The organism is Streptomyces sp. SS7 (assembly GCF_037993025.1).
In the GTDB taxonomy this organism is placed as follows: Bacteria; Actinomycetota; Actinomycetes; order Streptomycetales; family Streptomycetaceae; genus Streptomyces.
The window spans coordinates 6,095,023-6,119,947 of record NZ_CP141223.1 but is presented as its reverse complement, the minus strand read 5'-3'; the positions used below and the strand labels follow the sequence as shown (position 1 = coordinate 6,119,947).

Sequence of the window (24,925 nt, the reverse complement as noted above, 5' to 3'; positions counted from 1 at the left end):
GCCGGTAGGACCGAGGATCAAGGAGCAGATCGTGAGCGCACAGCACTCGGAAACGCCCGTTCCTGCACCGTTGCCCTTGAAGACCATCGGCGACATTCGAGCCGCTCTGCGGTCCGGGCACGGCTTCCCCGGTGACCGGGAGACTTTCGAGGCAGATCTTCAGCACGCACTGGAGACATCGACGGAAACTGACCTGAATGCAATTGCTGCTGTGATCGTCGACTACCGGGGCAGAATCCGTCTCTACCAGGACCCTGAATTCGACATCGCAGTGCAGGAGGGCATCGACCTCGCGGCACGGTTGAAGCAGGAGGCACAGGAGCGGTGAGCGGCGTGATTGCGGCAGTGACAGTGAGGGCGGCAGAGCGGGCCAAGGTACTCGGCGCCGAACAGGCCCTCGAAATACTGCGGCAGGAGCTGGAACAGGTACCGCGGCTCGGGCTACTGCTCGGACGGCCCCGGGCAGACGGCACCGAGGTCCGCAAGACGCGGGTCGAGCCCCGAGGCGATCTGCCGGGGTTGGCTGTGGCGTACGTGTACACCCCGTCGCCTCCGCCTCCGACAGTTGCGATCGTCGCCGTAACCCCGGACGACGGCGCTCCCAGCGAGTAACTCCGTTATGCGGCTGTCTTGACGGTGCGTACCGTGCAGGTGCTGTCCGCGCTGTGCACAGTTCGGATGTGCAGTCACCGGCAGCGTTCTGCAGCGGGCCGTCTCAGCTATACGGGGTGAGGTGCCTGCCCGGGGGCTGCCTCAGCGCCATGGCGACAGTGCGGTTCCGCCTCGTGCTGCCGGTTGCCTCCCTGATGAAAAATCGATCTACTCCGGACACGAGGCTGGCCGTTCCTCCTTGTGGGCAGGGTCCTTCCAGCAGAAAAGGAGGGCACTCATGCGTGGACTCGGAGACCATCTGACCGTCGGGGAGCGGATCGCCTTCCATCGGCGACGCCGCGGCTACACCCAGCAAGTCCTTGCCGGTCTGGTGGGGCGCAGCACCGACTGGCTGGCCAAGGCGGAGTCGGGTCGGCGCAAGCCGCCCCGGGTCGACATGCTCGCCGAGCTGGCCCGTGTGCTCCGGGTTCCCCTCGGTGACCTGCTCGGGAGACCCGTGCTGATGGAGGACGCACAGCAACAGGACGATGTACCGGCGGTCCGGGACGCGTTGATGAGCCCGCGCCGCCTGTCCCGGTTGCTTTTCGGTCCAGAGGCCGAGTGCCAGCTCCCCACCCCGGGGCCAGTGGCTCCTCGGGTCGAAGAGGCTTGGGACGACTATCAGGCCGGTCGGCTCGGCAAGGTGATAGCTGCGCTTCCCGGACTTCTCCAGATCGCCCATGGTCTCGAAGATCGCGCCGTTCGCTCCGCAGCAGAACGCATGGATTCCTGGGCGGTCTCCGCGCGCGTGCACCACCTCGCAGCCACGACGCTCGCCAAGGTGGGAGAGTCCGACATCTCGTGGCTCGCGGCGGAAAGGGCGATGCGAGCTGCCGACGAGTCGGAGGACCCGCTCGTCCTGGCCTCCGCTGCACGCTCGGGCACCCACGCCCTACTGGCCAACGGCCGGTACGACGATGCTCTGGAGTTGGCGTTGACGGCGTCGAGCTGGCTCTCCGCTCGCATCGAGGAGAGCGATCCTGCTGCCTTGAGTCTGTTGGGCATGATCCACCTTCGGGCGGCAATCGCCGCAGCCCGACACCAGGATCGGGCGACGGCCATGAGTCTGTTGGACCGCGCTGGAGAGCTGGCCGACCATCTCGGTTCCGACGAGAACTACTGGCATACCTGCTTCGGTCCGACGAACGTGATGTTGCACCGGGTGTCAGCAGAACTGGATCTCGACAACGTCTCGTACGTGGTGGAGCACGGTGACATCGACGTGAACCACGTAGCGGCGGAACGCAGCGTCTCCCACCGTATCGACTATGCCAGGGCGCTCTCTCTGACCGGTCGGGTGGACGAGGCGTTCACGCACCTGCGCAGAGCCGAATCCACATCACCGCAGCTTGTACGGAACAATCCTCGAGTCCGTGACACGCTGCGCGATCTGATCAAGCAAGCTCCGGTTACGGGCGGCGCTCCTTCGTCGGAGTTGTTCGCGATGGCTCAACGGTGCAGGGCGGTGCAGTGAGCGTGGTCGAAGGCCGGGTCCTGGGAGTGGTGGGCACCGGCGCCGGAGGGGTCGAGACCTTGCGCAGTGGGCTTGTCGTGCCTGCCCTGGCACGGGGCTGGCGCGTGGCGGTGACCCTCACTCCGACGGCAGGTCGTTGGCTGCGCATGAGCGGTGAACTCGACCTCTTGGAGGAACTGACCGGTCTGCCCGTACGGCACGATGCTCGGCTGCCCGGCGACGCGAGCCCACACCCCAAGGTGGACTGCTACGTGGTCGCCCCCGCGAGCGCCAACACGGTGGCCAAGCTGGCGACCGGCGTCGCTGACAACCAAGCGCTGACGCAGGTGGGAGAAGCGATCGGCACCCTGGGGCTGCCCGTCGTCGTGTTTCCCAGGGTCAACGCCGCCCATGTACGCCACCCAGCCTGGAAGCGGCACATCGCGACGCTGCGGGAAGCAGACGTGCACCTGGTGTACGGGCCGGATGTCTGGCCCCTGCACGAGCCGAGGGAAGCGCCGGTCGGGCGGGAACTCCCCTGGGCCGCGGTGCTCGACACCGTCACACACGCCATCGGCTGACCCACTGGGCGGCTTCCGAGCCGGCACGACGTCGGACCCGGATAGTTTGTCAGGGCTCTGAGGCTGCCTGACGGTGAAGCTGTCTCCTACCGGAGCGCCGGCGTGAGCCGTAAGGGCTCGCCCCGGCGAAGCACAGTTTCGCCGGGGGCGGTCTCTGACGCTCCGCAAGAGCAGCACATCACCCATCAGCGGCTGTATCACCCGGTGCAGCCGCGTACTTCGCATGTCGTCGGTCTCGACTCCGAGAGGCCTTAGACAGGAAGGGGCACGAAGTGCCAGAAGATCCGAAACCTCCGCAAGTTAGGAACAGCCTTCTCGTGGCTGTGGAAGAACTGACAGCCGTCCACGACCGTTACGACAGCCTCCGATCCGACAACGCCGGCAGCTCCGGCGACGCGCCCTGGCCGGGCGGTGACGGCAACCTCCACGACGGCGAGTAGCGGCAGACGGCGGGGGCCCGCCCGGTCCGCCGTGTCGGCCCCCGTCGTGCCTGCGCGATGCAGGTCAACACACCAGGAGTCTGAGGAGAACGTGGTGAAGCACGGGTTGATCGATGCCATGGAGACAGCGCTCGGCTGGAGCGGGGCGGAGTATCTCGGCAGAGGCTTCGTACGGGGAAGCACCGGCGCCCCGAGTCTGATGTCGCGCATCCTGACACCGAACCGCCTGCTCGACCTCGCGATGCGCAGGAGTCTGAATCGCCCCCAGTTACGGGTCTTCCGCGAAGGCGAGGAAGTGCACCCGGCCGTCTACTTCGCCGACAGCGTGAGCCCGCGGGGCCAGAGCATCCCCATGGTCAACATGCACAGCCTGGGCACGCTCCTCCGGAGCGGAGCGACCGTCATCCTCGATCAGGCCAACGTCTTCGATCCGACGATGGAGGTCGCGTGCCGTGCGCTGCAGTGGTGGTCGCATGAACGGGTGCAGGTCAACGCCTACCTGACCACGAACGAGGCATCCGGCTTCCCCCTGCACTGGGACGACCACGATGTGGTGATCGTCCAGCTCGCCGGCGAGAAGCAGTGGGAGGTGCGCGGGGCTTCTCGGGCGGTGCCCATGTACCGGGACACCGATCCCAACAGCACGCCGAGCGAAGAGATCATCTGGAGCGGCGTCATGAAGACCGGCGACGTGATGCACATTCCGCGAGGGCACTGGCACCGGGCGACGCGCAACGGTCACGGATCCGGCCACAGCCTTCACGTCACGTTCGGCATCACCAAACGCACCGGGGCGAGCTGGCTTTCCTGGCTGGGCGACTGGTGCCGCGAGAACGAGGTGTTCCGGCACGACCTCGACCGCCGGCACGGAGCCGACAGCCGGGGGCTGACCGATGCTGCGGCGCGACTGATCGCGGAGCGTCCCCCGGCCGAGTTCCTGACCTCCTACGAGCAGGCGATGCCGCTTCCGAGGCACGTGCCGTTCCTGGACGTCTTCGGACGGCTCGACGCCGTCGTGTGCACCACTCACTTCCCACCCCGGATCCAGGACGACGGGCAGACGGTCCAGGTGTCGGCCTCGGGCAAGAGGCTCACCTTCACGGCCAAGGCCCTGCCCTCCCTGCGGCTGCTCCTGAGCGGTCAGCCGGTCTGTCTGGACCGGGCCGTGCCGGCCGTCGGCGTCGAGGTGCTGGAGGTCGCCGAAGCACTGGTGGAGGAGGAGTTGTGCGCGCCCCTGACCCCCGAATTGTCCTCGGGCTACACCGGTCTCGTCACGAACGCCGGCTCCTGACCTGCGCACTGGACCTGGGCGTCACCGGGCTCGACACCAGCTCCAACTATCTCGGCTTCCGCTCACACGAAACCTTGGCGAGGACGGCTTCGGATCTGCTGCCGAGGTTCAGTGTCTCCACGAAGGTCGGCTACTTCCGGACGCCGTACGGGGTGGAACACTCGCTCGATGCCCATCGGCTGCGTACCGCCATGGAACGTGTGGCCAAGGATTTCGGGCAGGAGCCGGAACTGGTGTTCCTGCACAACCCGGAGCACTCGCTGCAAGGTTCCGCCAGCCATGGGAGGGAGATCTTGGCCCACGCGTTCGCCGCCCTGGATGAAGCCACGTCCAAGGGGCTGTGCGGTACCTGGGGTGTGGCTTCCTGGGATCCGACACTGCTGTCGAGCCTGGTCGACCCAGGTATGCCGAAGCCCTCGGTGCTCATGGTGCGTGCCGGTCTACTGGTCGGAACCCGCACGCTCACGGCCGTGGACGTCCTTGCTACGGCATGGGGCCTGGACGACACCGTGCTGTGGGGCATGAGCCCCTTCGGAGGCAGCACGGACGCGCCCGTATGGGAACGGGTGGACCCTCGGGTCTTCCTCCGGGACGGTGACAAAGCCTCTCGCGTGCAGGCCGCCTTTCGGGCCGCGTATCACCTCCCACAGGTACAGGCGGTTTGCGTCGGCACCGATGAACCCGCCCACCTGGGCGAGCTGGTCGACGCTCTGGCCTGGGACGTCGACGAGGTCGCGATCCACGAGTACCGGGATCTTCTTCGAAGCAGAGCGGGCGGTCAGCCCTCCTGAAGCTCCGAGACCACCTGCTCCGCCCTACGGCGGGCCGGCTCCAGGCGCGGGTCCTCCGGATGCGCGCCCGGGCCGAGGATTTTCGAGCAGGTGAAGAGGGTCATCAGCTTGCCGTCCCGGCTCTCGAAGTCGTGGCGCCGTTCGTGCAGTACGCGGTCGGCCAGGGCCGGGACGGCAAGGGAGCTTCCCCATAGAGTCGCGGCATCAAGTCCCCGTGGGGCGTTCCCCCAGTCCTCCCAGTCGAAGAGGCAGAAGATCGGGGCTGTCATGTTGGCCCAGTTCAGATCGGCGTGGGCCGGGACCCACTGCTCGACTGTGGTGCCGAAATCTCCGGGGAACGCCGTGTGGATGGCCTCGGTGACCAGGGTCTGGGTGACGGTGACGGTGTCCGGCGTGGCCGTGCGGCCCGTGTGTTGCGCGGCGAGCGCGTCCAGCGAGTTGTTGAAGGCCTGCCACCACGCGTCCGTCAGCTTGGGCTCGTCGCTCAGCACGGCTGTGCCGACGGGGCTTCCGGGCAGGAGATCGGTCTCGTCCGCCCGCCACATCACGGGGTCGACCGGGTCCCGCCAGACCGCACAGCCCTGCCAGGCAGGCTGGGCGACGTCGTGCAGCCGGGCGGCGCGCTCGGTTCCGTTCCAGTCCTGATCGCCGATCTTCTCCAGCGGACGGCGCTCGACTCGGATCCATGTGTCACGGTCCGTGCGGGCTCCCACCGAGCGACGCTTGCGTACGACGGTGTTCAGGTCCAGGCGGGTCCGGAACGAGCGCTCGACTCGACCGAGGAGTTCGTCGACCGATCGATGGCGGAGATCAACGGAACGAACGGAGGCGGCGTCCGGGAACGTCATGCGAGGGACCGTAGCAGTCGGTCGGGACGCCGGAGGAGTGTGTGGGACGGACGTGTCTGCAGACCAGGCTCGCGGGATCCTCACCCATGCCGGCCGGGCCCGCATGGTCAAGACGTACACCGATCTGGCGGACACCGAGTGGACGGCACACATCCGCCGACGCTTCGAAATCGGGGCGCTGTTCGCGAACCACGAGGTCCTCCTCATGGGACGGATCACGCTGTCGCACTCCGGCCTGCGCCAGCCCGTCTGAAGCTCAGAGGGCGGGCGATAGCTCGCCGCGTCGCGGTTCACGGGCCTCTTCGATCATCCGCTCGATCAACCGACTGAGAGCGTCCTGAGAGCGACCGGAAATCCGACCTCCTTCGACTGCAAGGTCGTAGAAGATGTCCGCATGCCGAAGACCACACAGTTGCGTACGTACACCGTCCGGGAAGGCCTGCTGGACGAGTGGGTGAAGCGCTGGAAGGAGGAGATCGTGCCGTTGCGACTGGAGTTGGGATTCACCCTCGGAGGAGCCTGGGTGGACCGCGAACACAACCAGTTCGTCTGGCTGATCTCGTACGAGGGTCCGGAGACCTTCGCCGAGCGCAACGCGCTGTACTGGTCCTCGCCCAAGCGCGATGCCATGGGCCTCGACCCGGACGACTACCTCGTCCGCACCGAAGAGCGCACTGTCGAACTGGCCTACTGATCAACCGGTCAGGCGGGGTCGACCGGCAGTAGATGCTGCCGCCGTTCCTCACGAGTGAGGGTGCGGAAGACCCTTCCCCGGGCGGTCGCCTCCAGCCGGTCGTGGTCCGGCTCCGCCCGCCACACGCGCGCTGTCCCGTCGGCCGATCCCGTGAGCAGTCGCGTGCCGTCCTGGGACCAGGACACGGAGGTGACCTTGTCCTGGTGCACACCGACGACGGCGATCTCCTCAAGGGTGGTGGCGGACCAGACCCGTACGGTGCGGTCGTCCGAGCCCGTGGCGATGTGCCGACCGTCGGGTGACCAGGCGACGGCACGCAGGCGTCCCTCGTGCCCCTTCAGCACCTCGATGCGCCGGCCTGTGACCACGTCCCACACGGCGGCCGTCCGGTCACCGGATGCGGTGGCGATCCTCGTCTCGTCCGGGGACCAGGCGGCGTCCTCCACGTAGTTGTCGTGGCCGCGCAGCACGGTGTGCTGCCGCCCCGCCCCGATGTCCCACACCCGGCATGTGCGGTCGTCGGAACAGCTGGCGAGCAGCCGTCCGCTCGGCGACCAGGCCACTCGCCCGACCCAGTCCTGGTGCTCGGTCAGTTTCAGCAGCTCGCTCCCGTCCCGTGCGGACAGCACACGCACGGCACCGTCGTGACCGCCGGTCGCGATCCGATCACCGTTCGGAGACCACGCGCACCCCTCGATGACCTCGCCCCGCCGTTCGAACAGCGTGCCGCCGCGCCCGTCGGTGATCCGGAACAGGCCGTCGTTGGTGCTGAACGCGAGCCGCTCCCCCTGCGGGGCCCACGCGACTGCCCAGACCCGGTCCTCCCACTCGATCACCGGTCCGGCCGGAACACCGGTGACCGCGTCCCACACCCGCACGGTGCCGTCGTCCGAGGCCGTGGCGAAGCGGCCGCCGTCGCCGGACCACGTGGCCTGGTTCACCGCGCGACGGTGCCCGTCGGCCACTACGGCCTCGGCGCCACGCGGGCGCAGGTCCCACACCATGCCGGTGCCGTCGGTCGAGCTGGTGGCGAGCATGGTTCCGCGGGGCGACCAGGTGACGCCCCACACGGTGTCCGCGTGACCTCGCAGCACGGCAAGGACCCCGGCGTCCTCGGTGTCCACGATGCGCACCGTGCGGTCGGAGGAGGCGCTGGCCAGCATCCGCCCGTCCGGGGACCAGGCCAGGTTCCACACGTAGTCGGTGTGCCCTCGCAGCAACAGGCGCAGGTCGCCGGTCCCGGCGTCCCAGATGCGGGCGGTGTGGTCTCCCGAACCGGTGGCGATGTGCCGGCCGTCGGGTGACCAGGCGATGCCCTCGACGAAGTCCGAATGCCCGGTGAGCGTGGTGGCCACCGTCCCGGTCGTCAGGTCCCACACGATCGCGGTCTGATCGTGGGAGGCGGAGGCGAGACGGCTGCCGTCCGGCGACCAGGCCAGGCCCCACACATCTTCACCGTGCCCGTGCAACTCATGCACGACCCGGCCGCTGTCGGCCTCCCACACCCGTACGACCCGGTCCTTGGAGCTCGCCGCGATATGCCGGCCATCGGGCGACCAGGCCACCTGTCTGTTGAGGTCCCCGGCTCCGGTGAGCAGCCGCACTGGCTCTCCCGAAACGGCATCCCAGATCCGTACGACGAGGTCACGGCCGGCGGTTGCCACCTTCGCCGAGTCCGGCGACCAGGCGACGGACTCGACCATGACCCCGTCACACGGCAGTACCAGCAGGGTGCGGCCGGACCGCGCGTCATGAACGCGGGCCGTGCCGTCCCTGGACGCCGTCGCCAGCATGCGCCCGTCGGGCGACCAGGCGATGTGCCGGACCGTGTCGGTGTGTCCGTCGAGCCGGGCACGAAGGTGACTCGCGGCCAGCGCCGCCATCAGCCCGCGCCTGGCCGAGGGCGTGGGCGTGCACTCGCCGAGCGCGGCGAGTGCGAGCAGCAGCGAGCGTTCCGGTTCGCTCTCCGCGTTCAGGAGGACCTGCCGGCCGATGCTGTCCGAGACCCGGCTCAGGAAGGTCAGGTCGCGGCGCAGCGAGGACTCGACGAGCGCACGGGCGGGTGCGGACGCCTGCCCGGACTCCTCCAGAGCTTCGAGCCAGCGCCGGGCCGTCGTGAGGCGCTCCCCAGTGAGGAGATAGTCGTCACTTCGTCCGGCCCGCTCCCAGTCGGCCGCCCACCGCTCCAGTTCGGCGCGCTCCCGGAGCCGTTCGGCCCGTGCCTCGACCTCCTGCCGCAGTGGTGCCCACTGGCGGAACAAGGCCTCGTGCGTGACCTGCGCACAGGGCTCGCTGCTGGTGACGGCGGCGCCGCCCATGACGTCTGTGCGCAGCAGCCGTGCCTCGACGAACGCGTCGACGACATGGCGCTCCCGCTCGTCGAGTTCGGACAGCGGTACATGGCGGCGGGCCACGTCCTGTCCCTCGACCGTGACGAACCTCAGCAGGACGCGAAGAACGAAGTCGATGCCCGCTCCCGCCCCGAGGCCGCTCACGGTGTTGTCCGCCTGCCGCGCCAGCGCTCCGGGTACTCCGCCGAGCCGCCGGTACGACTCCTCGGTCACCGTCCCCCCAGGGCCGGACGCGAAGTACAGCTCCTGAAGGAGGTAGGCGAGAAGCGGTAGCGCGTCGTCCGTCCCGGTCTCGCTCACGATGGAGTCGACGACTCCGGGCGCGAATCTGAGGCCGACGAGGGCGCCGGGCCGCTCCACGGCTTCGGCGAGCTGTGCTCTGCCCAAGGTGCCGATGGCGACAGGGTGCTGGAAGAGGTCCGCCTCCCCGGTGCCGAGGAGCCTGCCGAGCAGATCCACCCGGAGGGTGGCCAGGACACGGACCGACGGGTCCTGTTCCACGCAGGTGCGGAGCGCTTCGAGGAACTGGGCGCGTTCACGCTCCCCCGCCAGGGTGACGAGCTCCTCGAACTGGTCGACCACGAGGAGTATCCGCCGGAACCGTCCACCACGGAGCCGGGACAGCTCGGCTCGCAGCGCACCCGGCCCCTGGCGCAGTCTGCGCAGTACGGCACCAGCCGGTTCCTGCCCATCGGTCAGGGCCGCCAGCGCACCCGCGAGGGCGCCCAGTGGGCTCGGGCCAGGAGCGAAGGCCGGTACGACGGTCCAGCGGCGTTCCCGAAGCCGAGGCATCACACCCGCCCTGACCAGCGAGGACTTTCCACTCCCGGACGCTCCGACCAGGAACAGGAACCGTTCGTCGGGGCGGGTCGCGGTGGCGTGCAACCTGCGCGTCAGCTCAGCTGCCTGGGCCTCCCGGCCGCAGTAGACAGGAGCCTCGTCCTCGTCGAACGCGTCGAGACCCGGGTACGGAACCCTGTCACGCGGCCATTCGACCCGGGGCGGCGCGGGATTCTCCAGCCGGTAGACGACGACCTGTCCGACCACCAGGGCCACGATGAGTACGCCGATGGCTGGAACGGAGAACCGCTGAATCGCCTCAAGCACCCAGGGAGCCTTGTCGGTGCTGGTCGCGTAGTTGGTGGCGATCCCGAGTAAGCAGGCGACGAGCGCCAGCATGATCTGGAGCACGACCTGCATACGGTTCCTCATCGGACCCCACTCACGACCGCTGCGCCGCCCACCAGCACCGATACCAGCCCCCGTTCCACCAGCCCCGAAAGGCTGGCATCGTGCCATCGCCTCATGACCATCTTCTGAGGCTTCACAAGCGTGTTCAACGGTGCGGATGGGTTTCGGCCATCGCGCGACTGAGCCGGGTTAAAGGAAACCTTCAGAGCGCGGAGTTCGTCGGCCGGGCACGTCCCACCGGCAGCCCTGCGGATGCCGAGCTCCCGGTCGGCCTCTCCGAAGAGCCTCCGGGCAGACGCCGTATGCGATCGGTAGAGAGCCTCAGATCTGCCTCGATCACCCGTTCTTCTCCCGCGAAGACCTAAGGGGAAGCACCATGACACAGAGCAGCGGGGCGCCCTCGAACGGCACCGTCTCGCCGACGGACGTATAACCCCAGCTCTCGTACAGGGCCACGACGTTGACGTGCGACTTGTGCACGAGCAAGGTCGCTCGCTGTTCCCCGCGAGACGCGAGGAGCTCGTCGTGGATGCGGCGTGCTGTGCCCGTACCGCGCCAGGGCGTTCGGACCATCAGCTCGGACAGCGCGAAGGTACGGTCTCCGGTCTCACTGACAAAGGTGTCAGCGAGAGTTGGAGCGACCTTGGCCCACCATGTCGTGACCGGGCTGAGCGGAGCGCCGTACGCATATCCGACGGGCTGTTCCCCGTCGTAGGCGAGGACACAAGCGAACTCCTCGTGGGCAGACCAGTGGTCGACGAACCTGGCAAAGGCCTCCCGGCCTGCGAGAGGATCATCGCTGCCTGCGTATACCTCGTCGTGGATGTCCAGGAGGACTTCACGGATGGTCTGCGCATCAGAGTGGCCGTAGTGGCGCAGGGCGAGTTCGGTGGGCATGGTCACGTGTGTTCTCCCTGACAGCGGCTCGATTCCGTCACTTGTTCAAGGCGGGCAGAAATGCGGCTGCTGGTCACGACGTCTGCCCGGACGCTGGACGCTGTCGCCAGGGCTTTCTCATGCTCGCCCTGGACAAGCTGGAGTTCTGCGAGCAGCACGCTGTAGTAGGCGCGGTTGCGAGGGAATGACTCATCGAGAAGGTCGAGAGCCCGCACCACGTGCTCCTCCGCATGGACGTACTGACCAGCGCTCTGGTGAGCGATGGCCGCGAGGCCGGCCAGCTCTGCATGCGTGAGGAAGCGCAGCCAACTGGGGGTGCTGGTCACGTCCACTCGGTCGTAAACGCGTTCGGAAGCAGCCAGGTGGCGGCCCATGCTCTTGGTGTCACCGGTCTGTGCCAGGCAATCGGCGAGCCGTGAGTGCAGGAGTGCAGAGAGCAGCGGATGGTTTCGAACGTGGCGCTCGGACAGCGCTGCGCGGTTGATCCGGGCGGCTTCAGCGGGCCGCCCCGCATGTTCGACCTGCGCAGCGAGGTCAGACCAGGCTCTGGTCACAGAGACCGGATCGCGGGCCAGCAGCGCAGCCTGGAGCGCCTCGTTGCGTAGCCGGGCGGCTCTCTCGTACTGGCCGCAGTCGTGGGCCGACCAGCCCGCACAGGCTGCGACTTCAGCCATGGCCTGGTTCATCGCGCGCTCGACACGTTCTCCGTAGACGCAGTGATCCAGCGCCTGTCGAAGCCGTAGCAGGTATTCGACCGCTACGTCGACCAGAGCACCTCCGCCGAGCCCGTTGAAGTGGGCGTCGAGCCGGGAAATCGTGGCCTGGACTCTTTGGATGTCGCTGGAGCCGAGACGGCCGTGCCCCGGGGTCTCATCGATACCGAGGGCCGTGGCAAGAGCTCCGGCAATGAATGTACGGCGGTGCACGAAGTGCGGAGTCCTCACCGGTACGGGTTCTGTAGGGATGGCGGGGGACTTCGAAGACTTGCCCTGTACGAACCCCATGGCTTCCGGCCCGCGGCCGAAGATCTCCTGGAGGGGGAGAAGATACTGGTTCCACGGCCGTTGCACATCGCCCGCGATCCAGCGACGCACGTGCCGATCGGTACAGTTGGCGGCCTTGTCGAAGAGCCGCTCAGCTGTCCTGTTCACCTCCTCGGCGAGCTGTTCATGGGTGTAGCCGAACTCTGCTAACAGAGCTTCGAGCGAGATGTTCCGCCTGCTGCTCACTGGTGGCCCCCGTGGCTCTTTCTTCGAAGGTAGTCCTACCCACCGGCGCCATCCGGTGAAAGTGTCCGGTCGGTCGCCTGCGACTTCCCCGGAACTGTCCTGATGAGGGACAGGGCGCTTCCGGTTTCCTCGTGAACGTAAACGGCGTAATCAACGAGGGAGCTACGGTGCTGACGGCAGCCGACCAGTACAGACTGACCTCCGAATGGCTCGCTCGGGCGCATCCCGTACCGGAGCGGGCCCATGCCGAGTGGTCGCATCAGGCCGTGGCGTTACTCCCGCTCGGCACGTCGTTCGCGGCGGTGCGGCTGTCGGGTGCACTCGTGCACGCGGCCCTTGGCTGCGAGGAGGCCAGCCGGGTGGCCTTCGCCCTGCGCGAGCGGTTGCAGGGGCCCGTCATCCACGATCACCGCACCGCGGGACCGACGTACTACGTGCTCATTCAGTGGCACGCCGGCCTCGTCTGGGACTACGGCGACACAGCGCCCTGTCTGTACGGCGACACGTATCTGGGCGTCCCGCGTCTCGATCGGGTGGAGCCGCCAGGAACCTACTGGGTCGTTCCACCGCGCTACGACGGTGACCTGTGCACGCCACAGCTCGTGCGCGAGCTCGTTGACGCGGGAAGGCCCCAGCCCGCACCGGATGAACCGGAGTGAACTCCCTCCGTTGCCCACATGTTCTCCCTATGCGAAGGAACCCATCCCATGACTCTCACCACCGTCGCGACCATGCCCCGCACCGGCCGCTCCCTCGTCACAGACGCCGAGTTCGACACGCTCGCCGCGTTCTGCGCCGACGAGTACGGCTTGGAGCGGTGCGTCGCGGACCGGGTCGTCGACCAGGCCCTCGCTCTCGTCCACGTGATGGGCTCCAGCGGGGAGGGCGCGCGCATGGCGCCGTCTCAGCAGGTCGACCCGGGCTGGCACACGCTCATCCTGCACACGGGGTGGTACGCCGACTGGTGTGAGCGCAGCTTCGGCTACTTCCTGCACCACCAGCCGAACGCCCAGGTCCTGACGCGCGGGCTCATGGTCGACGTCGTCGGCCGCCTCCGCGCGGCCGGGTTCGAGGTCGACGAACGGCTGTGGGGCACGGCCGCCGAGTGCAACGCACCCGCCTGCTGCGGTGACGGCGACGGCTGTTGACGCCCGTTGCCTCAGCCATCGCGGGTCGGCCCGCTCGCGCGGTCGGCCCGCTCCTCCCCGCAGCAGAACGGACTCGCACCGTGTCCCTGTCCGAGCTGACCGCGAGCAGTCGCGTGACCGTGTTCCCCCTCGAACACCTCACCGTCGCCTACACCACCCGGTCCAGCGACGGGCGCGGCCTCGGGGACATCGGGCTCGTCACCGTCGTGGACGGTCAGGCCGACGGCGACGAGCTGTGGCGCCTTGCCCGTGATCTCGGCGGTCGCACGCAGGGTGCGGACCAGGCTCGCTGGATCCTCACGCAGGCCGGCCGCGCCCGCATGGTGAAGACGTACACCGACCTGCCCGACGCCAGGTGGACGGCACACATCCGGCGCCGCTTCGCTCTCGGAGCGCTGTTCGCCAACCATGAGGTGCTGATGACCGGGCGGATCGCTCTCGACAGCGACCAGCGGTCTTCCGACCGCCCCCACCACAGACCGGCCCAGGCCTCGGCCGAGCCGTTGCTCAACCCGCCAGCGACCTCGCCACCGCCTCCACCAGGGACGCCGCCCGGGTGTCCGTCGGGTCCTCGATGATGTGGTTCATGACGTAGCCGAAGGCGAGGTCGTGGGCCGGGTCGGCGAAGCCCAGGGAGCCGCCGCGGCCCGGGTGGCCGAAGGCCCGTGGGCCGGTGAGGGGGGCCTGGTCGGTGGGGAGCATGTAGCCGGAGGCGAAGCGCATCGGGAGCATGACGACACGGTCCTGGCCACAGGACTGTTCCCGCGTCGCCGCGGCGACCGTCTCGGGGGTGAGCAGGCGTATGCCGTCGACCTCGCCGACCAGGGCGGCGTACATGCGGGCCAGGGCGCGGGCGGTGCAGATGCCGTTGGAGGCGGGGATCTCCGCCGCCTGGACCTCCGGGGAGTTGAAGTCGATCTCCGGTGGGTCCGTGATCGCGAAGGCCCTGTTGGAGAGGGAGTCCGGGTCCAGCAGGGCGGCCACCGCGGCGCGGTACTCCTCCGGGATCGCCTCCGGCGGGACGGTGGAGAAGTCGACCGTCGGCTGCCGGTACGCCATCCTGCTGACGCGGTCGCGTTCGCCTTCCGGCAGGCCTATGAAGAAGTCCAGGCCCAGGGGCCCGGCGATCTCGTCGGCGAAGTAGCGGCCCGGGGTGCGGCCGGACACCCTGCGGATCACCTCGCCGACCAGCCAGCCGTAGGTGCGGCCGTGGTAGCCGTGGGCGGTGCCCGGGGTCCAGGCGGGACGCTGGGCCGCCAGGGCGGCGGCCATCGGGTGCCAGGCCAGGGCGTCGGCCAGGGGGACGGGGCGGTCCAGCGCCGGCAGGCCCGCCCGGTGGGAGAGGAGCTGGCGGACCGGGACGCGCTCCTTGCCGTGCGCGGCGAACTCCGGCCAGTACTCGGCCACCGGCGCGTCCAGGTCCAGCTCGCCTCGCTGGGCGAGCAGATGGGCGGCGGTCGCGGTGGCGCCCTTGGTCGCGGAGTAGACCAGCTGGAGGGTGTCCCGGGTCCAGGGTCGGTCGGTGGCCGGGTCGGCGGTTCCGGCCCAGAGGTCCACCACGGGGCGGCCCCGGTGGTAGACGCACACCGCCGCGCCGATGTCGTGGTGCCGTTCGAAGTTCGCCGCGAACGCCTCGCGCACCGGCTCGAAACCGGGCGCGACCTCACCCTGGATACCCTCGATCGTCGTCGTCATGGCGCCCATCCTGGCAGCCCGGGTCATGCGCCGAGGGGGGATGGGCGGGGAGGGGCTGAGGGGCGGGCCGAGCCTCAGGGGCGCTGTGAGCCACGCCACGGGAACCGGTCCGGAGGTCCGGAGAGGTACATGCGTGAGATCCAACGATGACGACGACGGACGGCTGCGCGGGCGGGTGCGGGCCGGGGAACGTGAGGCGTTCGCCGAGCTGTACGAGCGGTACGCCACGGCCGTTTACCACCATGCCCTGCGGCTGACCGGCGACTGGTCGGCGGCCGAGGAGGTCATGTCCGAGACGTTCCTGGCCGCTTGGCGGGGGCGGGCGGACGTGGAGGCCGAAGGGGGGTCGCTGCGGCCCTGGTTGTTCGGGATCGCCACCAACAAGGCACGCAACGCCGACCGGAGTCTGCGGCGCCGGCTCGCCTTCCTCGCCCGGCGGTCCACGGAAGAGGCGGTCGGCGACTTCGCCGAGGACGTCGCGGGGCGGGTGGACGACACCCGGCGCCTCGCCGAGGTTCAGCGAGTCCTGGGGCAACTGCGGCGGCACGAACGCGAGGTCATCGCGCTGTGCGTGTGGGGCGGGCTCGACTACGCCCAGGCCGCCGAGGCGCTCGGGGTGCCCGTGGGGACCGTACGGTCGCGGCTGTCCCGGGCACGGGCCCGGCTGCGGGACATCGTCGAGCAGGAGGCACATAAAACGCGTACGGGATATAAGGAACCACGTTCCCGTCACGGAGAGGTAGAGAGTGAGGCCGCGTTCGCGGCCCTGCCCCTTCAGGAGGAAGCCCGATGAACGAGCACGACGAGCGGGAGGAACTGGGGCGGCTGCTGCCGGCCGTTCCTGCCGAGCGGGGGCTGACTGCTGAGCGTCACTCTCACCACAAGGACGTACTGATGCAGCTCATCGACCAGGATCACCGAAGCCACGAGGGCAACCGGGACCGACAGGGCCACCAGGTCCAGCGGGACCAGCGGAGTCGCCGCCCTTCGCGGATCCTCCAGCCCGCTCTCCTCGCCGGGGCCGTCGCCGTCGCGTTGGCCGCCGGGCTGACCGTCGGGGTCGGCGCGGGCGGGGACGCCGGCAGCGCGCCGGATCGGGCAGCCGTGAGCGACGCGCCGAGCGGCGGGAGCCGCAGTGCGGTCGGCACGCTCGACCGGATCGCCGCCGTCGCGATGCGGACCGACGTCGGGCCGGTGCGGGACGGTCAGTTCGTGTATGTGCGCACCCGGGTCTCCGAGAACGAGTCCGACTGGGGGAAGCCGGTGAAGCCCGGCGCGCTGCACGACCGGGAGGTGTGGTTCTCGCAGAAGCAGGGGCCGCTGGTCGAGTACGGGCTGATCCGCGAGAACGGGGACGACTTCCCGATCAGGATCCTGGTGCCGAAGGGCTCGGACGGGGAAGCCGCCGGGATCGACCGGCCCACCTACGCCTGGCTCGCCTCCCTGCCCACCGATCCCGGCGCTCTGCTGAAGAAGCTCTACGCCGAGACGCCCGTCTCCGAAGGGGAGGACCGGGACCAGGCCGTGTTCCAGCGGATCGGCGAACTCGTCGCCGAACAGCTCCTGCCGTCCGCCACGGCCGCCGCGATCTACCAGGCCACCGCCCGGATTCCCGGGGTGACGGAGGTCTCCGACGCGGTGGACGCGGCGGGGCGGCACGGCATCGCCATCGCACGGGAGGACACCCGGATGGGCCTGCGCACCGAGTGGATCTTCGATCCAGGCACCCTCGGGTACCTCGGCGAACGGTCCGTGCTCACCCGGACGTCCGCGATGGGCCGGGCAGGGACCGTGTTCGACACCCGGGCCGTGCTGGAACGCGCGGTCGTCGACAAGCGGGGCCAGGAGCCGGGCGAACGGCGGCGCGCCTCCCGCAGCTGAGGCCGGGCACCGGTGGGGGCGTCCGGGTGCGGCGTGGTTAGCCTCTTGCGCAGGAGAAGGACCGTGCGGAGGAGGCAGACATGGCGAGGGTTCCCAGCTCGGTGATCGCGGCCGGCGGGCTCGTCGGGGGGTACGGCGTGGCCCGGTGGACGAAGAAGCGGCAGCTGGGCGGGGTGGTGCTGGCCGCCGCGGGCGCCGCCGCCGCGCAGCAGTGGCGGGAGCGGGCGGGCGGGAGGGCCGCGGGGGCGCTGGGCGCCGCGTATGTCGCCGCCTTCGCCGGGTCGCATCCGCTGGCGAAGAAGGTGGGCGCCTGGCCGGCCGTCTTCGGTGTCGCGGGGGCCGTCGCGCTGGCCTCATGGGCGGTGGCGGACCGGCGGGGCTGACGCCCTGGTCCGGGGTGTCCCGGTCCGGGGTGTCCCGGTCCAGGGTGCCCGGTCCAGGGTGCCCGGTCCGGGGTGGGTCCGCGGCCCCGCCCGGTACTCGCCCGGTACTCGCCCGGTACCCGTACGACCCCGAGGATCGCCACGGTGGCGTAGGGCGGGGCGAAGGGCTCGTACGGCGGGAACCGGTCGGCCCGCACCGTCGCACCGGTCGGCCCGCACCGTCGCACCGGTCGGTCCGCACCGTCGCACCGCCTCACGGGGCCGTCCGCGGGTCCGCGCCCGCGCCGCGCGTCCGGAACGACCTCCGGTACCCCTGCGGGCTCGTCCCCACCACGCGGCGGAAGCGCTCCCTGAACGCCGTCGGGGAGCCGAAGCCGGCCTGGGCGGCGATCCGTTCGACGGGGTGGGCCGTCGTCTCCAGCAGGTGCTGCGCGCGCCGCACCCGGGCCCGGTGCAGCCACTGCAACGGGGTCGTACCGGTCTGTTCGCGGAAACGGCGGTTGAGGGTACGGCTGCTCATGCCGGCCCGCTCCGCGATCTGGTCCAGCGTCAGGTCCCGCGCGCAGTGCTCCTCCAGCCAGGACAGCAGCGGCTCCAGGGTCGCCCCGGCGGGCGCGGGCGGCAGGTCGTGGACGATGAACTGCGCCTGGCCGCCCTCCCGTTCGAGCGGCATGACGGACATCCGGGCCGCGTGGGCGGCGACCGCCGAGCCGTAGTCCGTGCGGATCATGTGCAGACACATGTCCAGCGCGGCGGCGGCGCCCGCGGAGGTGAGGAACTGGCCGTTGTCGACGTAGAGGACGTTCGGGTCGACCCCGACCCGGGGGTAGCGGGCTGCCAGGTCGGGTGCGGCGATCCAGTGGGTCGTCGCGCGCAGGCCGTCCAGCAGACCGGTCGCGGCGAACAGGAACGCGCCCACGCAGATCGAGGCGATCCGGGTGCCGCGGGCCGCCGCCTCGCGCAGCGCCTCCGCGACACCGGGCGGCAGCGCCTCGGGCGGTTGCGCGACCCCCGGGAGCACGATCGTGTCCGCCTCCGCGAGCGCCTCCAGGCCGTACGGGGCGCGCACGGTGAAGGCCCCCGCCCGCACCTCCCCGCCCGGCTCGGGCGAGCAGACCCGCACCCGGTAGGCCTCGCGGCCGTCGGGCAGCCGGGCCCAGCCGAAGGTGTCGATGGGGGCGGACAGGTCGAAGGGGACGACTCCGTCCAGTGCCAGGACGACCACAGTGTGCATGGCGAGAGGGTAGGAGTACGACGGGAAGCCGCCAACCGGGGACCCGGTGCGGTGGGGTGTACGAGGCCGGGCTGGCAAGAATCCGTCGGTGCCTGGCAGTCCCGCCACTTCTTTGTGATCACGGGGCCGCCTAGCGTCGGGCCGTGACCAAGTTCCTGCTCGCCGTCCATGTCCTCGCCGCGATCGTCGCCGTCGGCCCCGTCACCGTCGCCGCCAGCATGTTCCCGCCCGCCGCCCGCCGCTTCCTCGCGGCGCCCGACGACGAACGTGCGGGCGCGACCGTACGGCTGCTGCACCGCATCTGCCAGGTGTACGCCGCCGTCGGCATCGCCGTCCCGGTGTTCGGGTTCGCCACGGCGGGCGCGATGGGGGTGATGGGCGACGCCTGGCTGATCGCGTCGACCGTGCTGACCGTGCTGGCCGCCGGTGTGCTGCTGGTCCTCGTCCTGCCCCGGCAGGAGGTGCTGGCCGAGGGCGGGGGCAGCCGGGAGATCACCGTGCGGCTCGCCATGTTCACCGGGATCTTCAATCTGCTGTGGGCGACGGTGACGGTGCTGATGATCGTGCGGCCGGGGTCGACGACCGGGGCGTGAGGGGCGACGGCCACCGGAAGGCACGGGAGGAGGGCGTCTCACGGCGCTCGCGGGAGGTCTGCTCCTCCCGCGCCGTCGAGGTACCGGGACCGCCGCCCGCCAGGGGCGCGGCGAGCGCGGGGAACCGCGATCAGCCCTGCTCCCGCCGGCCCGCGGTCAGCCCGCCCCGGTCGGCCCGCGTCAGCCCCGGTCGGCCCGCGGTCAGGCCGTCGTCCGTGCCGCCGTGCCCGCCGCCGCGCTCAGCGGCCGTGCCACGTCCTCCAGCGAACGCCGCTCCGCCCGCACCGCCAGGAACGCGGCGACCAGACCCGCCGCGCACATCAGGGCCGCGCCGACGGAGAAGGCGAGGACCGTGTCGGCGACCTTGCCGGACTCGGTGAGGTCGGCGAACAGGAGGGGGCCGCTGATGCCGCCGGCGGCGGTGCCGAGGGCGTAGAAGAAGGCGATGGACATCGCGCGGGTCTCCATCGGGAAGATCTCGGAGACCGTGAGGTAGGCGCTGGAGGCACCGGCCGACGCGAAGAACAGGACCGCGCACCAGCAGGCCGTCATCGTGGCGGCGTTCAGCGAGCCCCGGTCGAACAGCCAGGCCGTGCCGAAGAGCAGCAGGCCGGACAGCAGGTACGTCGAGGAGATCATCACCCGGCGGCCCACCGTGTCGAACAGCTTGCCCAGCAGCAGGGGGCCGCAGAAGTTGCCGACCGCGATGACGGCGAAGTAGTAGCCGGTGTTGCCGCTCGGGACGTCGAAGAACGTGGTCAGGATGGCGCCGAAGCCGAAGGTGATCGCGTTGTAGAGGAACGCCTGGCCGATGAAGAGGGAGAAGCCGAGGACGGCGCGGCGGCGGTAGCGGGAGAACACCGTGCGGGCTATCTCGGTGAAGGTCACGCTGCCGCGCTGGTGGAGGGTGAGTTCGCCCTCGGGCCGGGCGAGCGGCTCGCCGTGCTCGGCCCGCACGCGCCGCTCGATGGAGGTCACGATCTCCTCCGCCTCCCGGTCCCGGCCGTGGATGAGCAGCCAGCGCGGGCTCTCCGGGACGTGCCGGCGGACGAGGAGGATCACCAGGGCGAGGACGGCGCCGAGGGCGAAGGTCAGCCGCCAGCCCACGTCCGCCGCGAAGAACGCCGTGTTCAGCGCGACGATCGACAGCAGCGAGCCGGCCACCGCGCCCACCCAGAAACTGCCGTTGATGATCAGGTCGACCCGTCCCCGGTACAGCGCCGGGATCAGCTCGTCGATCGCGGAGTTGATGGCCGCGTACTCGCCGCCGATGCCGAAGCCGGTGAGGAAGCGGAAGAGCAGGAACCACCAGGTGTCGAAGGAGATCGCGGTGAGGGCGGTGGCGCCCAGATAGACCGCCAGGGTGATCATGAAGAGGCGTTTGCGGCCCCATCGGTCGGTCAGCCGGCCCCAGAACAGCGCTCCGATGCAGGCGCCCGCGACATAGAGGGCGGCGGCGATGCCGGTGACCTCGCCGGAGGTGATCGGCAGACCGCTGCCGGGCTCGGAGAGCCGGCCGGCGATGTTGCCGACGACCGTGACCTCCAGGCCGTCCAGGATCCACACCGTGCCCAGGCCGATGACGATCGTCCAGTGCCAGCGGGACCAGGGGAGCCGGTCCAGACGTGCCGGGATGTCGGTGCTGAGGGTGCGGCCGGTCGCCGCTTGATCAGTCGTGGCCATGCCCTCCCGGGTGCCCCCGGATGAACGAGGTACGCCCGCGTGACCGGTGGGCCCGAGCCCGGCAACCGTGAGCCGCCGGCCCGCAGGTCCCCAGGGTCCCCCGGTCTCCGGGTCTCCGGGTCTCCGGGTCCCCAGGCCCCCAGGCCCCCAGGCCCCCAAGCCCCCAAGCCCCCAAGCCCCCAAGCCCCCGTAAGTCCTACGCCCCCAGCGCCCGGGCCACCGTATAGATCAGCAGTCCCGCCAGGGAGCCCACCACCGTGCCGTTGATACGGATGAACTGGAGGTCGCGGCCGATGTGGGCCTCGATCTTGCGGGTGGTGTGCTCCGCGTCCCAGCCCGCCACCGTGTCGGTGATGAGGGAGGTGATCTCCTTGCGGTACGTCGTCACGACGTGCACCGCCGCGCCCTCCACCCAGCGGTCGACCTTCTCCTGCAGCTTCGGCTCGGTCGCCATCCGCGCGCCCAGCGTGAGCAGCGAGGCCCGCACCCGCAACCGCAGCTCGCTGCGCTCGTCCTCGGCCGCCGCGACGATCATGGAGCGTACGGCGGTCCAGGCGGACGCGATCAGGTCCTGGGCCTCGCCGCGGCCCAGCACCTCGCCCTTGAGCCGCTCCACCCGCGCCCGGGTCTCGGTGTCGGACTGGAGGTCGGAGGCGAAGTCACGGAGGAAGCGGTCCAGGGCGCCACGGGCCGGGTGGGAGGGCATGTCCCGCATCTCGGCGCAGAAGCGCAGCAGTTCCTTGTAGACGCGCTCGCCGATCCGCTTGTCGACGAACCGGGGCGTCCAGCCGGGGGCGCCGCCCTCCACCGCGTCCACCACCGAGTCGCCGTGCAGCACCAGCCACTCGTAGGCCCGCGCCACCACCAGGTCCACGGCCCGCCGGTGCCCGCCGTCCGCGACGATCCGCTCCAGCATCTTGCCCATGCCGGGCGCTATCTCCTGGGCGTCGGCGCGCCGGGTGATCGCCTCGCTCACCACCGCCTGGACGTGCGTGTCGCGCAGCACGGTCAGGGCGCCCCGCAGCGCCGTGGCGAGCTCGGCGGTCACCCGGTCCGCGTGCTCCGGCTCGGCCAGCCAGGAACCGAGCCGGGTGCCGATGCCGACGGCGCGCAGCCGCTGCCGTACGACGTCCTCGGAGAGGAAGTTCTCCCCGACGAACTCACCCAGCGAGACGCCGAGCTGGTCCTTCTTGTTCGGGATGATCGCCGTGTGCGGGATGGGCAGGCCCAGGGGGTGCCGGAAGAGGGCGGTGACCGCGAACCAGTCGGCCAGCGCGCCCACCATGCCCGCCTCGGCCGCCGCCGCCACATACCCCGCCCAGGGGCCGGCGCCCTGGTGGGACGCCCACTCCGCGAGGCCGTACACCACGGCGACGAACAGCAGCAGCCCGGCCGCGGTCAGCTTCATCCGCCGTACGCCGCGCCGCTTCTCCTCGTCGGCGGCGCTGAAGACGGTCATCGCGCGCGCCGGGGTCTTCCCCGTCGGTCCCGCATCCGTTCGCTCCACAACTCCACCCGTTCCCCGGTCCCCCGTGTCCCGCACGCAAATATTGTCCCTGCTTGACCGACTCCCGGAACGGAACAAGAGTTCCCGACGTCATTCGTACGGGGGAGTTCGACGGTGACCTCCTGCGCTGTCCGCCGGAGCCGCACGCTCCCGCACCGAGGAGAACCAGACCCGCATGACCAGGCACAAGGGCTATGCGCTGCTGTGCGCGGTCGTCGCCCTCGTGGTGGCCCTGTCCGCCGCCATCTACGCGGTCGCCGCCGCCGACCACGGCCCCGGCCCGCGCACCGGCGACGCCCTCGCCGCCCCGGCGGCACCCCCCGGCGGCGCCGGGCCCGCCGCCCCCGCCTCGACCGGGGTGTGGGTCGGCACCTGGGGCGCCTCCCCCGTCGGCGGGGAGCCCGGCACCGAGAGCACCGGCATGGCGGGCCGCACGGTCCGCAACCTCGTGCACACCAGCGTCGGCGGCACCGGCGCCCGCGTCACACTGTCCAACCTCTACGGCACCCGGCCGCTCACCCTCACCCACGCCACCCTCGCCGTCGCGGCCGGCGACCACGGCCCCGCGACGGCCCCCGGCACCCTGCGCCGGCTCACCTTCGGCGGCGCCACCACGGTCACCGTCCCGCCCGGCGGCCAGACCGTCAGCGACCCGGTCGCCCTCGCCGTCCCGCACGACGGCGACGTCGTCGTCAGCACGTACTCCCCCACCTCCTCCGGCCCGGTCACCTACCACCCGCACGCCCGGCAGACCAGCTATGTCGCCGACGGCGAGCACACCGCGGACGAGTCCGGCACCGCCTACACGGGCACCACGGTCCACTGGCGCTACCTCACCGCGCTCGACGTCCTCGGCACGGAGGCCGACGGCACCGTCGTCGCCCTCGGCGACTCCATCACCGACGGGGTGACCGCCACCGCCGACGCCGACCGGCGCTGGCCGGACGTCCTCGCCGAACGGCTGCGCGGCGCCGCCCGCTCCGGCGCGGACGCGCCCCGCTACGGCGTCGTCAACGAGGGCATCAGCGGCAACCGGGTCCTCGCCGACGACCCCCTCCGCGGCGCCAGCGGCCCGCACCGCTTCGCACGGGACGTCCTCGGCCGGCCGAACGTCAAGGTCGTGATCATCGACCTCGGCGTCAACGACATCCTCCGCGACCCGGGCCGCGCCGACCCCGACGCGATCGTGGCCGGACTGCGCACCCTCGTCGAGCGCGCCCACGCCCACGGCATCAAGGTCGTCGGCAGCACCCTCACCCCCTTCCGCGGCCACCGCGGCTACCGCGCGGACCGCGAGGACGTACGCCGCCGGGTCAACGACGCGATCCGCGAGGGCGGGCTGTACGACACGGTCGTCGACTTCGACGAGGCCCTGCGCGATCCGTACGACCCCCGCAGCCTGCGCCCGGAGTACGACTCGGGCGACCATCTGCACCCCAGCGACCTGGGCTACCGCACGATGGCCCGGACGCTGGACCTGGCGGACCTGGGGGACCTGACCGACCTGACGGGCTCGGCCGCGCGCGCCTAGGAGTCTGATGAAGATCTTGCTCCGGCCGCCCGACTCGCCCCGGATTGCCAGTAAATGTCAATCACTATGAACCGGTGCAAGTCGGGCGCGATTTCAAGATCTTCAGGACGCTTCCAGGGTGCGTCGTGCCGTGCGGGCTCAGTGCCCCGGGTGCCGGTGCCGGTCCCGGCGGGCCTCGCGCAGTTCCGCCCGGGCGGCCCTGCGCTCCAGCTTCGCCTGCCGGCGGGCCGCCCGGGTCAGCTTGCGCTCCACCCCGACACCGCCCCAGAACGCGAAGCCGCTCACGATCACCCGGGGTGCCCCCGGCTCGCCCGGCACGCCCGTCTCCCGCTGGTCGAAGCCGCCCATGATCCCGACGCCCCGGACCACGACCTCCACCCCGGGCGGCACCACGATCTGGACGCCGCCCATGATCGCGACACAGGTGATCTCGACCTCGCCGGCCGCGAAGTCCGCCTCGCGCAGATCGAGTTCGCCGCCGCCCCAGAAGGCGACCGCGGTGAACCGCCGGGGCACGACCCAGCGCCCCTTGCGCTGGAACCCCGACAGCACCGCCACGGCCCAGCTCGACGTCCCCTCGCCGCCGACCGTCCGCCCGGCCCACGTCCCTTCCGGCACGGGCTCCTTGCGCAGCGAGACGGCGGGCACGAGCCCGGCGGCCGGCAGGTCGCGGGTGATCGGCGCCAACTCGCCGTACGTCCGCGCCCGGTACGTCAGTTCCAGCCGCTCCTCGAACTCCGCCATGTCGAGGCGGCCCTCGGCGACGGCGTCCCGCAGGACCTCGGCGACCCGTTCACGGTCGGCGTCGGATGCTCTCAGGTCCGGGACTGCGGCATCGTCGGTCATGCGGGCA

The 24,925-nt window shown here is 70.6% G+C and carries 25 protein-coding genes; 16 read left to right on the top strand and 9 right to left on the bottom strand.

The genetic code is table 11. From position 1 onward, the window contains the following. The first annotated feature begins 31 nt into the window (after positions 1–31). From U5640_RS28340 to U5640_RS28315, 6 genes are all read left to right on the top strand, one after another. Entirely contained in the window at positions 32–328 is a 297-nt protein-coding gene (locus tag U5640_RS28340; RefSeq protein WP_340378717.1) for a DUF6247 family protein, read from the top strand. 561 nt (positions 329–889) lie between these two features. Continuing rightward, positions 890–2,125 (top strand): helix-turn-helix transcriptional regulator, encoded by a 1,236-nt coding sequence (locus tag U5640_RS28335; protein WP_340378715.1) that lies wholly within the window; start codon positions 890–892, stop codon positions 2,123–2,125. After that, positions 2,122–2,685 carry a flavoprotein gene (locus U5640_RS28330; protein WP_340378713.1) on the top strand — a complete coding sequence of 188 codons (564 nt, stop codon included), beginning with the start codon at positions 2,122–2,124 and terminating at the stop codon, positions 2,683–2,685. The genes U5640_RS28335 and U5640_RS28330 overlap by 4 nt, the downstream gene beginning before the upstream one ends. A gap of 317 nt (positions 2,686–3,002) precedes the next feature. Continuing rightward, positions 3,003–3,125 carry a hypothetical protein gene (locus tag U5640_RS28325; RefSeq protein WP_340385719.1) on the top strand — a complete coding sequence of 41 codons (123 nt, stop codon included), beginning with the start codon at positions 3,003–3,005 and terminating at the stop codon, positions 3,123–3,125. Positions 3,126–3,219: 94 nt separating this feature from the next. Then, positions 3,220–4,416, top strand: a complete 1,197-nt coding sequence (locus tag U5640_RS28320; protein ID WP_340378711.1) for a cupin domain-containing protein — start codon at positions 3,220–3,222, stop codon at positions 4,414–4,416. Next, entirely contained in the window at positions 4,350–5,207 is an 858-nt protein-coding gene (locus U5640_RS28315; protein ID WP_340378710.1) for an aldo/keto reductase, read from the top strand. The genes U5640_RS28320 and U5640_RS28315 overlap by 67 nt, the downstream gene beginning before the upstream one ends. Here the strand turns inward: U5640_RS28315 and U5640_RS28310 are convergent. Beyond that, positions 5,195–6,055, bottom strand: coding sequence for a hypothetical protein (locus U5640_RS28310; RefSeq protein ID WP_340378709.1), 861 nt, complete (start codon positions 6,053–6,055; stop codon positions 5,195–5,197). The two genes, U5640_RS28315 and U5640_RS28310, sit on opposite strands and share 13 nt — an antisense overlap. 52 nt (positions 6,056–6,107) lie before the next feature. On the opposite strand from U5640_RS28310, the gene U5640_RS28305 reads away from it, so the two are divergent. Both U5640_RS28305 and U5640_RS28300 read left to right on the top strand, forming a co-directional pair. Next, entirely contained in the window at positions 6,108–6,308 is a 201-nt protein-coding gene (locus U5640_RS28305) for a hypothetical protein (protein WP_340378707.1), read from the top strand. Positions 6,309–6,449: 141 nt separating this feature from the next. After that, positions 6,450–6,749 (top strand): NIPSNAP family protein, encoded by a 300-nt coding sequence (locus tag U5640_RS28300; protein WP_340378705.1) that lies wholly within the window; start codon positions 6,450–6,452, stop codon positions 6,747–6,749. An 8-nt stretch (positions 6,750–6,757) separates the two neighbouring features. On the opposite strand, the gene U5640_RS28295 is transcribed toward U5640_RS28300, so the two are convergent. The 3 genes from U5640_RS28295 to U5640_RS28285 form a co-directional block, all read right to left on the bottom strand. Beyond that, positions 6,758–10,300 (bottom strand): AAA family ATPase, encoded by a 3,543-nt coding sequence (locus tag U5640_RS28295; RefSeq protein WP_340378703.1) that lies wholly within the window; start codon positions 10,298–10,300, stop codon positions 6,758–6,760. Positions 10,301–10,627: 327 nt separating this feature from the next. Then, positions 10,628–11,188 (bottom strand): GNAT family N-acetyltransferase, encoded by a 561-nt coding sequence (locus U5640_RS28290; protein ID WP_340385386.1) that lies wholly within the window; start codon positions 11,186–11,188, stop codon positions 10,628–10,630. Between the two features lie 2 nt (positions 11,189–11,190). After that, entirely contained in the window at positions 11,191–12,417 is a 1,227-nt protein-coding gene (locus U5640_RS28285) for a transcriptional regulator (protein WP_340378701.1), read from the bottom strand. A 167-nt stretch (positions 12,418–12,584) separates the two neighbouring features. On the opposite strand from U5640_RS28285, the gene U5640_RS28280 reads away from it, so the two are divergent. The 3 genes from U5640_RS28280 (at position 12,585) to U5640_RS28270 (ending at position 14,143) form a co-directional block, all read left to right on the top strand. After that, the gene (locus U5640_RS28280) at positions 12,585–13,076 is read left to right on the top strand and encodes a hypothetical protein (RefSeq protein WP_340378699.1); all 492 of its coding nucleotides are present in this window, start codon (positions 12,585–12,587) and stop codon (positions 13,074–13,076) included. Between the two features lie 48 nt (positions 13,077–13,124). Then, positions 13,125–13,565 carry a hypothetical protein gene (locus tag U5640_RS28275; protein ID WP_340378697.1) on the top strand — a complete coding sequence of 147 codons (441 nt, stop codon included), beginning with the start codon at positions 13,125–13,127 and terminating at the stop codon, positions 13,563–13,565. Between the two features lie 80 nt (positions 13,566–13,645). Then, a complete protein-coding gene (locus tag U5640_RS28270; protein WP_340378696.1) occupies positions 13,646–14,143 on the top strand; it encodes a hypothetical protein in 498 nt (165 codons plus the stop codon). Here the strand turns inward: U5640_RS28270 and U5640_RS28265 are convergent. Then, positions 14,073–15,260 (bottom strand): serine hydrolase domain-containing protein, encoded by a 1,188-nt coding sequence (locus U5640_RS28265; protein WP_340378694.1) that lies wholly within the window; start codon positions 15,258–15,260, stop codon positions 14,073–14,075. The two genes, U5640_RS28270 and U5640_RS28265, sit on opposite strands and share 71 nt — an antisense overlap. Positions 15,261–15,423: 163 nt before the next feature. Here U5640_RS28265 and U5640_RS28260 point away from each other — a divergent pair, with 163 nt between their 5' ends. The 3 genes from U5640_RS28260 (at position 15,424) to U5640_RS28250 (ending at position 17,524) form a co-directional block, all read left to right on the top strand. Beyond that, entirely contained in the window at positions 15,424–16,053 is a 630-nt protein-coding gene (locus tag U5640_RS28260) for an RNA polymerase sigma factor (protein ID WP_340385384.1), read from the top strand. Continuing rightward, positions 16,050–17,141 carry a CU044_5270 family protein gene (locus U5640_RS28255; RefSeq protein WP_340378692.1) on the top strand — a complete coding sequence of 364 codons (1,092 nt, stop codon included), beginning with the start codon at positions 16,050–16,052 and terminating at the stop codon, positions 17,139–17,141. The genes U5640_RS28260 and U5640_RS28255 overlap by 4 nt, the downstream gene beginning before the upstream one ends. 80 nt (positions 17,142–17,221) lie before the next feature. Beyond that, entirely contained in the window at positions 17,222–17,524 is a 303-nt protein-coding gene (locus U5640_RS28250) for a hypothetical protein (RefSeq protein WP_067243795.1), read from the top strand. 253 nt (positions 17,525–17,777) lie between these two features. On the opposite strand, the gene U5640_RS28245 is transcribed toward U5640_RS28250, so the two are convergent. Beyond that, positions 17,778–18,758, bottom strand: a complete 981-nt coding sequence (locus U5640_RS28245) for a helix-turn-helix domain-containing protein (RefSeq protein ID WP_340378689.1) — start codon at positions 18,756–18,758, stop codon at positions 17,778–17,780. Positions 18,759–18,901: 143 nt separating this feature from the next. On the opposite strand from U5640_RS28245, the gene U5640_RS28240 reads away from it, so the two are divergent. Next, positions 18,902–19,351, top strand: a complete 450-nt coding sequence (locus U5640_RS28240; RefSeq protein WP_340378687.1) for a hypothetical protein — start codon at positions 18,902–18,904, stop codon at positions 19,349–19,351. A 201-nt stretch (positions 19,352–19,552) separates the two neighbouring features. On the opposite strand, the gene U5640_RS28235 is transcribed toward U5640_RS28240, so the two are convergent. Together U5640_RS28235 and U5640_RS28230 are read right to left on the bottom strand one after the other, a co-directional pair. Continuing rightward, positions 19,553–21,034 carry an MFS transporter gene (locus U5640_RS28235; protein ID WP_340378685.1) on the bottom strand — a complete coding sequence of 494 codons (1,482 nt, stop codon included), beginning with the start codon at positions 21,032–21,034 and terminating at the stop codon, positions 19,553–19,555. A 196-nt stretch (positions 21,035–21,230) separates the two neighbouring features. Next, the gene (locus U5640_RS28230; protein WP_340378683.1) at positions 21,231–22,493 is read right to left on the bottom strand and encodes a DUF445 domain-containing protein; all 1,263 of its coding nucleotides are present in this window, start codon (positions 22,491–22,493) and stop codon (positions 21,231–21,233) included. Between the two features lie 223 nt (positions 22,494–22,716). Here U5640_RS28230 and U5640_RS28225 point away from each other — a divergent pair, with 223 nt between their 5' ends. Beyond that, positions 22,717–24,072 carry an SGNH/GDSL hydrolase family protein gene (locus U5640_RS28225; RefSeq protein WP_340378681.1) on the top strand — a complete coding sequence of 452 codons (1,356 nt, stop codon included), beginning with the start codon at positions 22,717–22,719 and terminating at the stop codon, positions 24,070–24,072. Between the two features lie 138 nt (positions 24,073–24,210). On the opposite strand, the gene U5640_RS28220 is transcribed toward U5640_RS28225, so the two are convergent. Continuing rightward, positions 24,211–24,918, bottom strand: a complete 708-nt coding sequence (locus U5640_RS28220) for a DUF1707 domain-containing protein (protein WP_340378679.1) — start codon at positions 24,916–24,918, stop codon at positions 24,211–24,213. Between the last annotated feature and the right edge of the window lie 7 nt (positions 24,919–24,925).

Excerpts from the sequence above, each read along its gene's own strand:
- U5640_RS28300 (WP_340378705.1), top strand. The coding sequence starts at position 6,450 with ATGCCGAAGACCACACAGTTGCGTACGTACACCGTCCGGGAAGGCCTG.
- U5640_RS28310 (WP_340378709.1), bottom strand. The coding sequence starts at position 6,055 with ATGACGTTCCCGGACGCCGCCTCCGTTCGTTCCGTTGATCTCCGCCAT.
- U5640_RS28225 (WP_340378681.1), top strand. The coding sequence starts at position 22,717 with ATGACCAGGCACAAGGGCTATGCGCTGCTGTGCGCGGTCGTCGCCCTC.
- U5640_RS28230 (WP_340378683.1), bottom strand. The coding sequence starts at position 22,493 with ATGACCGTCTTCAGCGCCGCCGACGAGGAGAAGCGGCGCGGCGTACGG.
- U5640_RS28275 (WP_340378697.1), top strand. The coding sequence starts at position 13,125 with ATGACTCTCACCACCGTCGCGACCATGCCCCGCACCGGCCGCTCCCTC.
- U5640_RS28295 (WP_340378703.1), bottom strand. The coding sequence starts at position 10,300 with ATGCAGGTCGTGCTCCAGATCATGCTGGCGCTCGTCGCCTGCTTACTC.
- U5640_RS28255 (WP_340378692.1), top strand. The coding sequence starts at position 16,050 with ATGAACGAGCACGACGAGCGGGAGGAACTGGGGCGGCTGCTGCCGGCC.
- U5640_RS28265 (WP_340378694.1), bottom strand. The coding sequence starts at position 15,260 with ATGACGACGACGATCGAGGGTATCCAGGGTGAGGTCGCGCCCGGTTTC.
- U5640_RS28335 (WP_340378715.1), top strand. The coding sequence starts at position 890 with ATGCGTGGACTCGGAGACCATCTGACCGTCGGGGAGCGGATCGCCTTC.
- U5640_RS28290 (WP_340385386.1), bottom strand. The coding sequence starts at position 11,188 with ATGCCCACCGAACTCGCCCTGCGCCACTACGGCCACTCTGATGCGCAG.
- U5640_RS28250 (WP_067243795.1), top strand. The coding sequence starts at position 17,222 with ATGGCGAGGGTTCCCAGCTCGGTGATCGCGGCCGGCGGGCTCGTCGGG.
- U5640_RS28245 (WP_340378689.1), bottom strand. The coding sequence starts at position 18,758 with ATGCACACTGTGGTCGTCCTGGCACTGGACGGAGTCGTCCCCTTCGAC.
- U5640_RS28220 (WP_340378679.1), bottom strand. The coding sequence starts at position 24,918 with ATGACCGACGATGCCGCAGTCCCGGACCTGAGAGCATCCGACGCCGAC.
- U5640_RS28235 (WP_340378685.1), bottom strand. The coding sequence starts at position 21,034 with ATGGCCACGACTGATCAAGCGGCGACCGGCCGCACCCTCAGCACCGAC.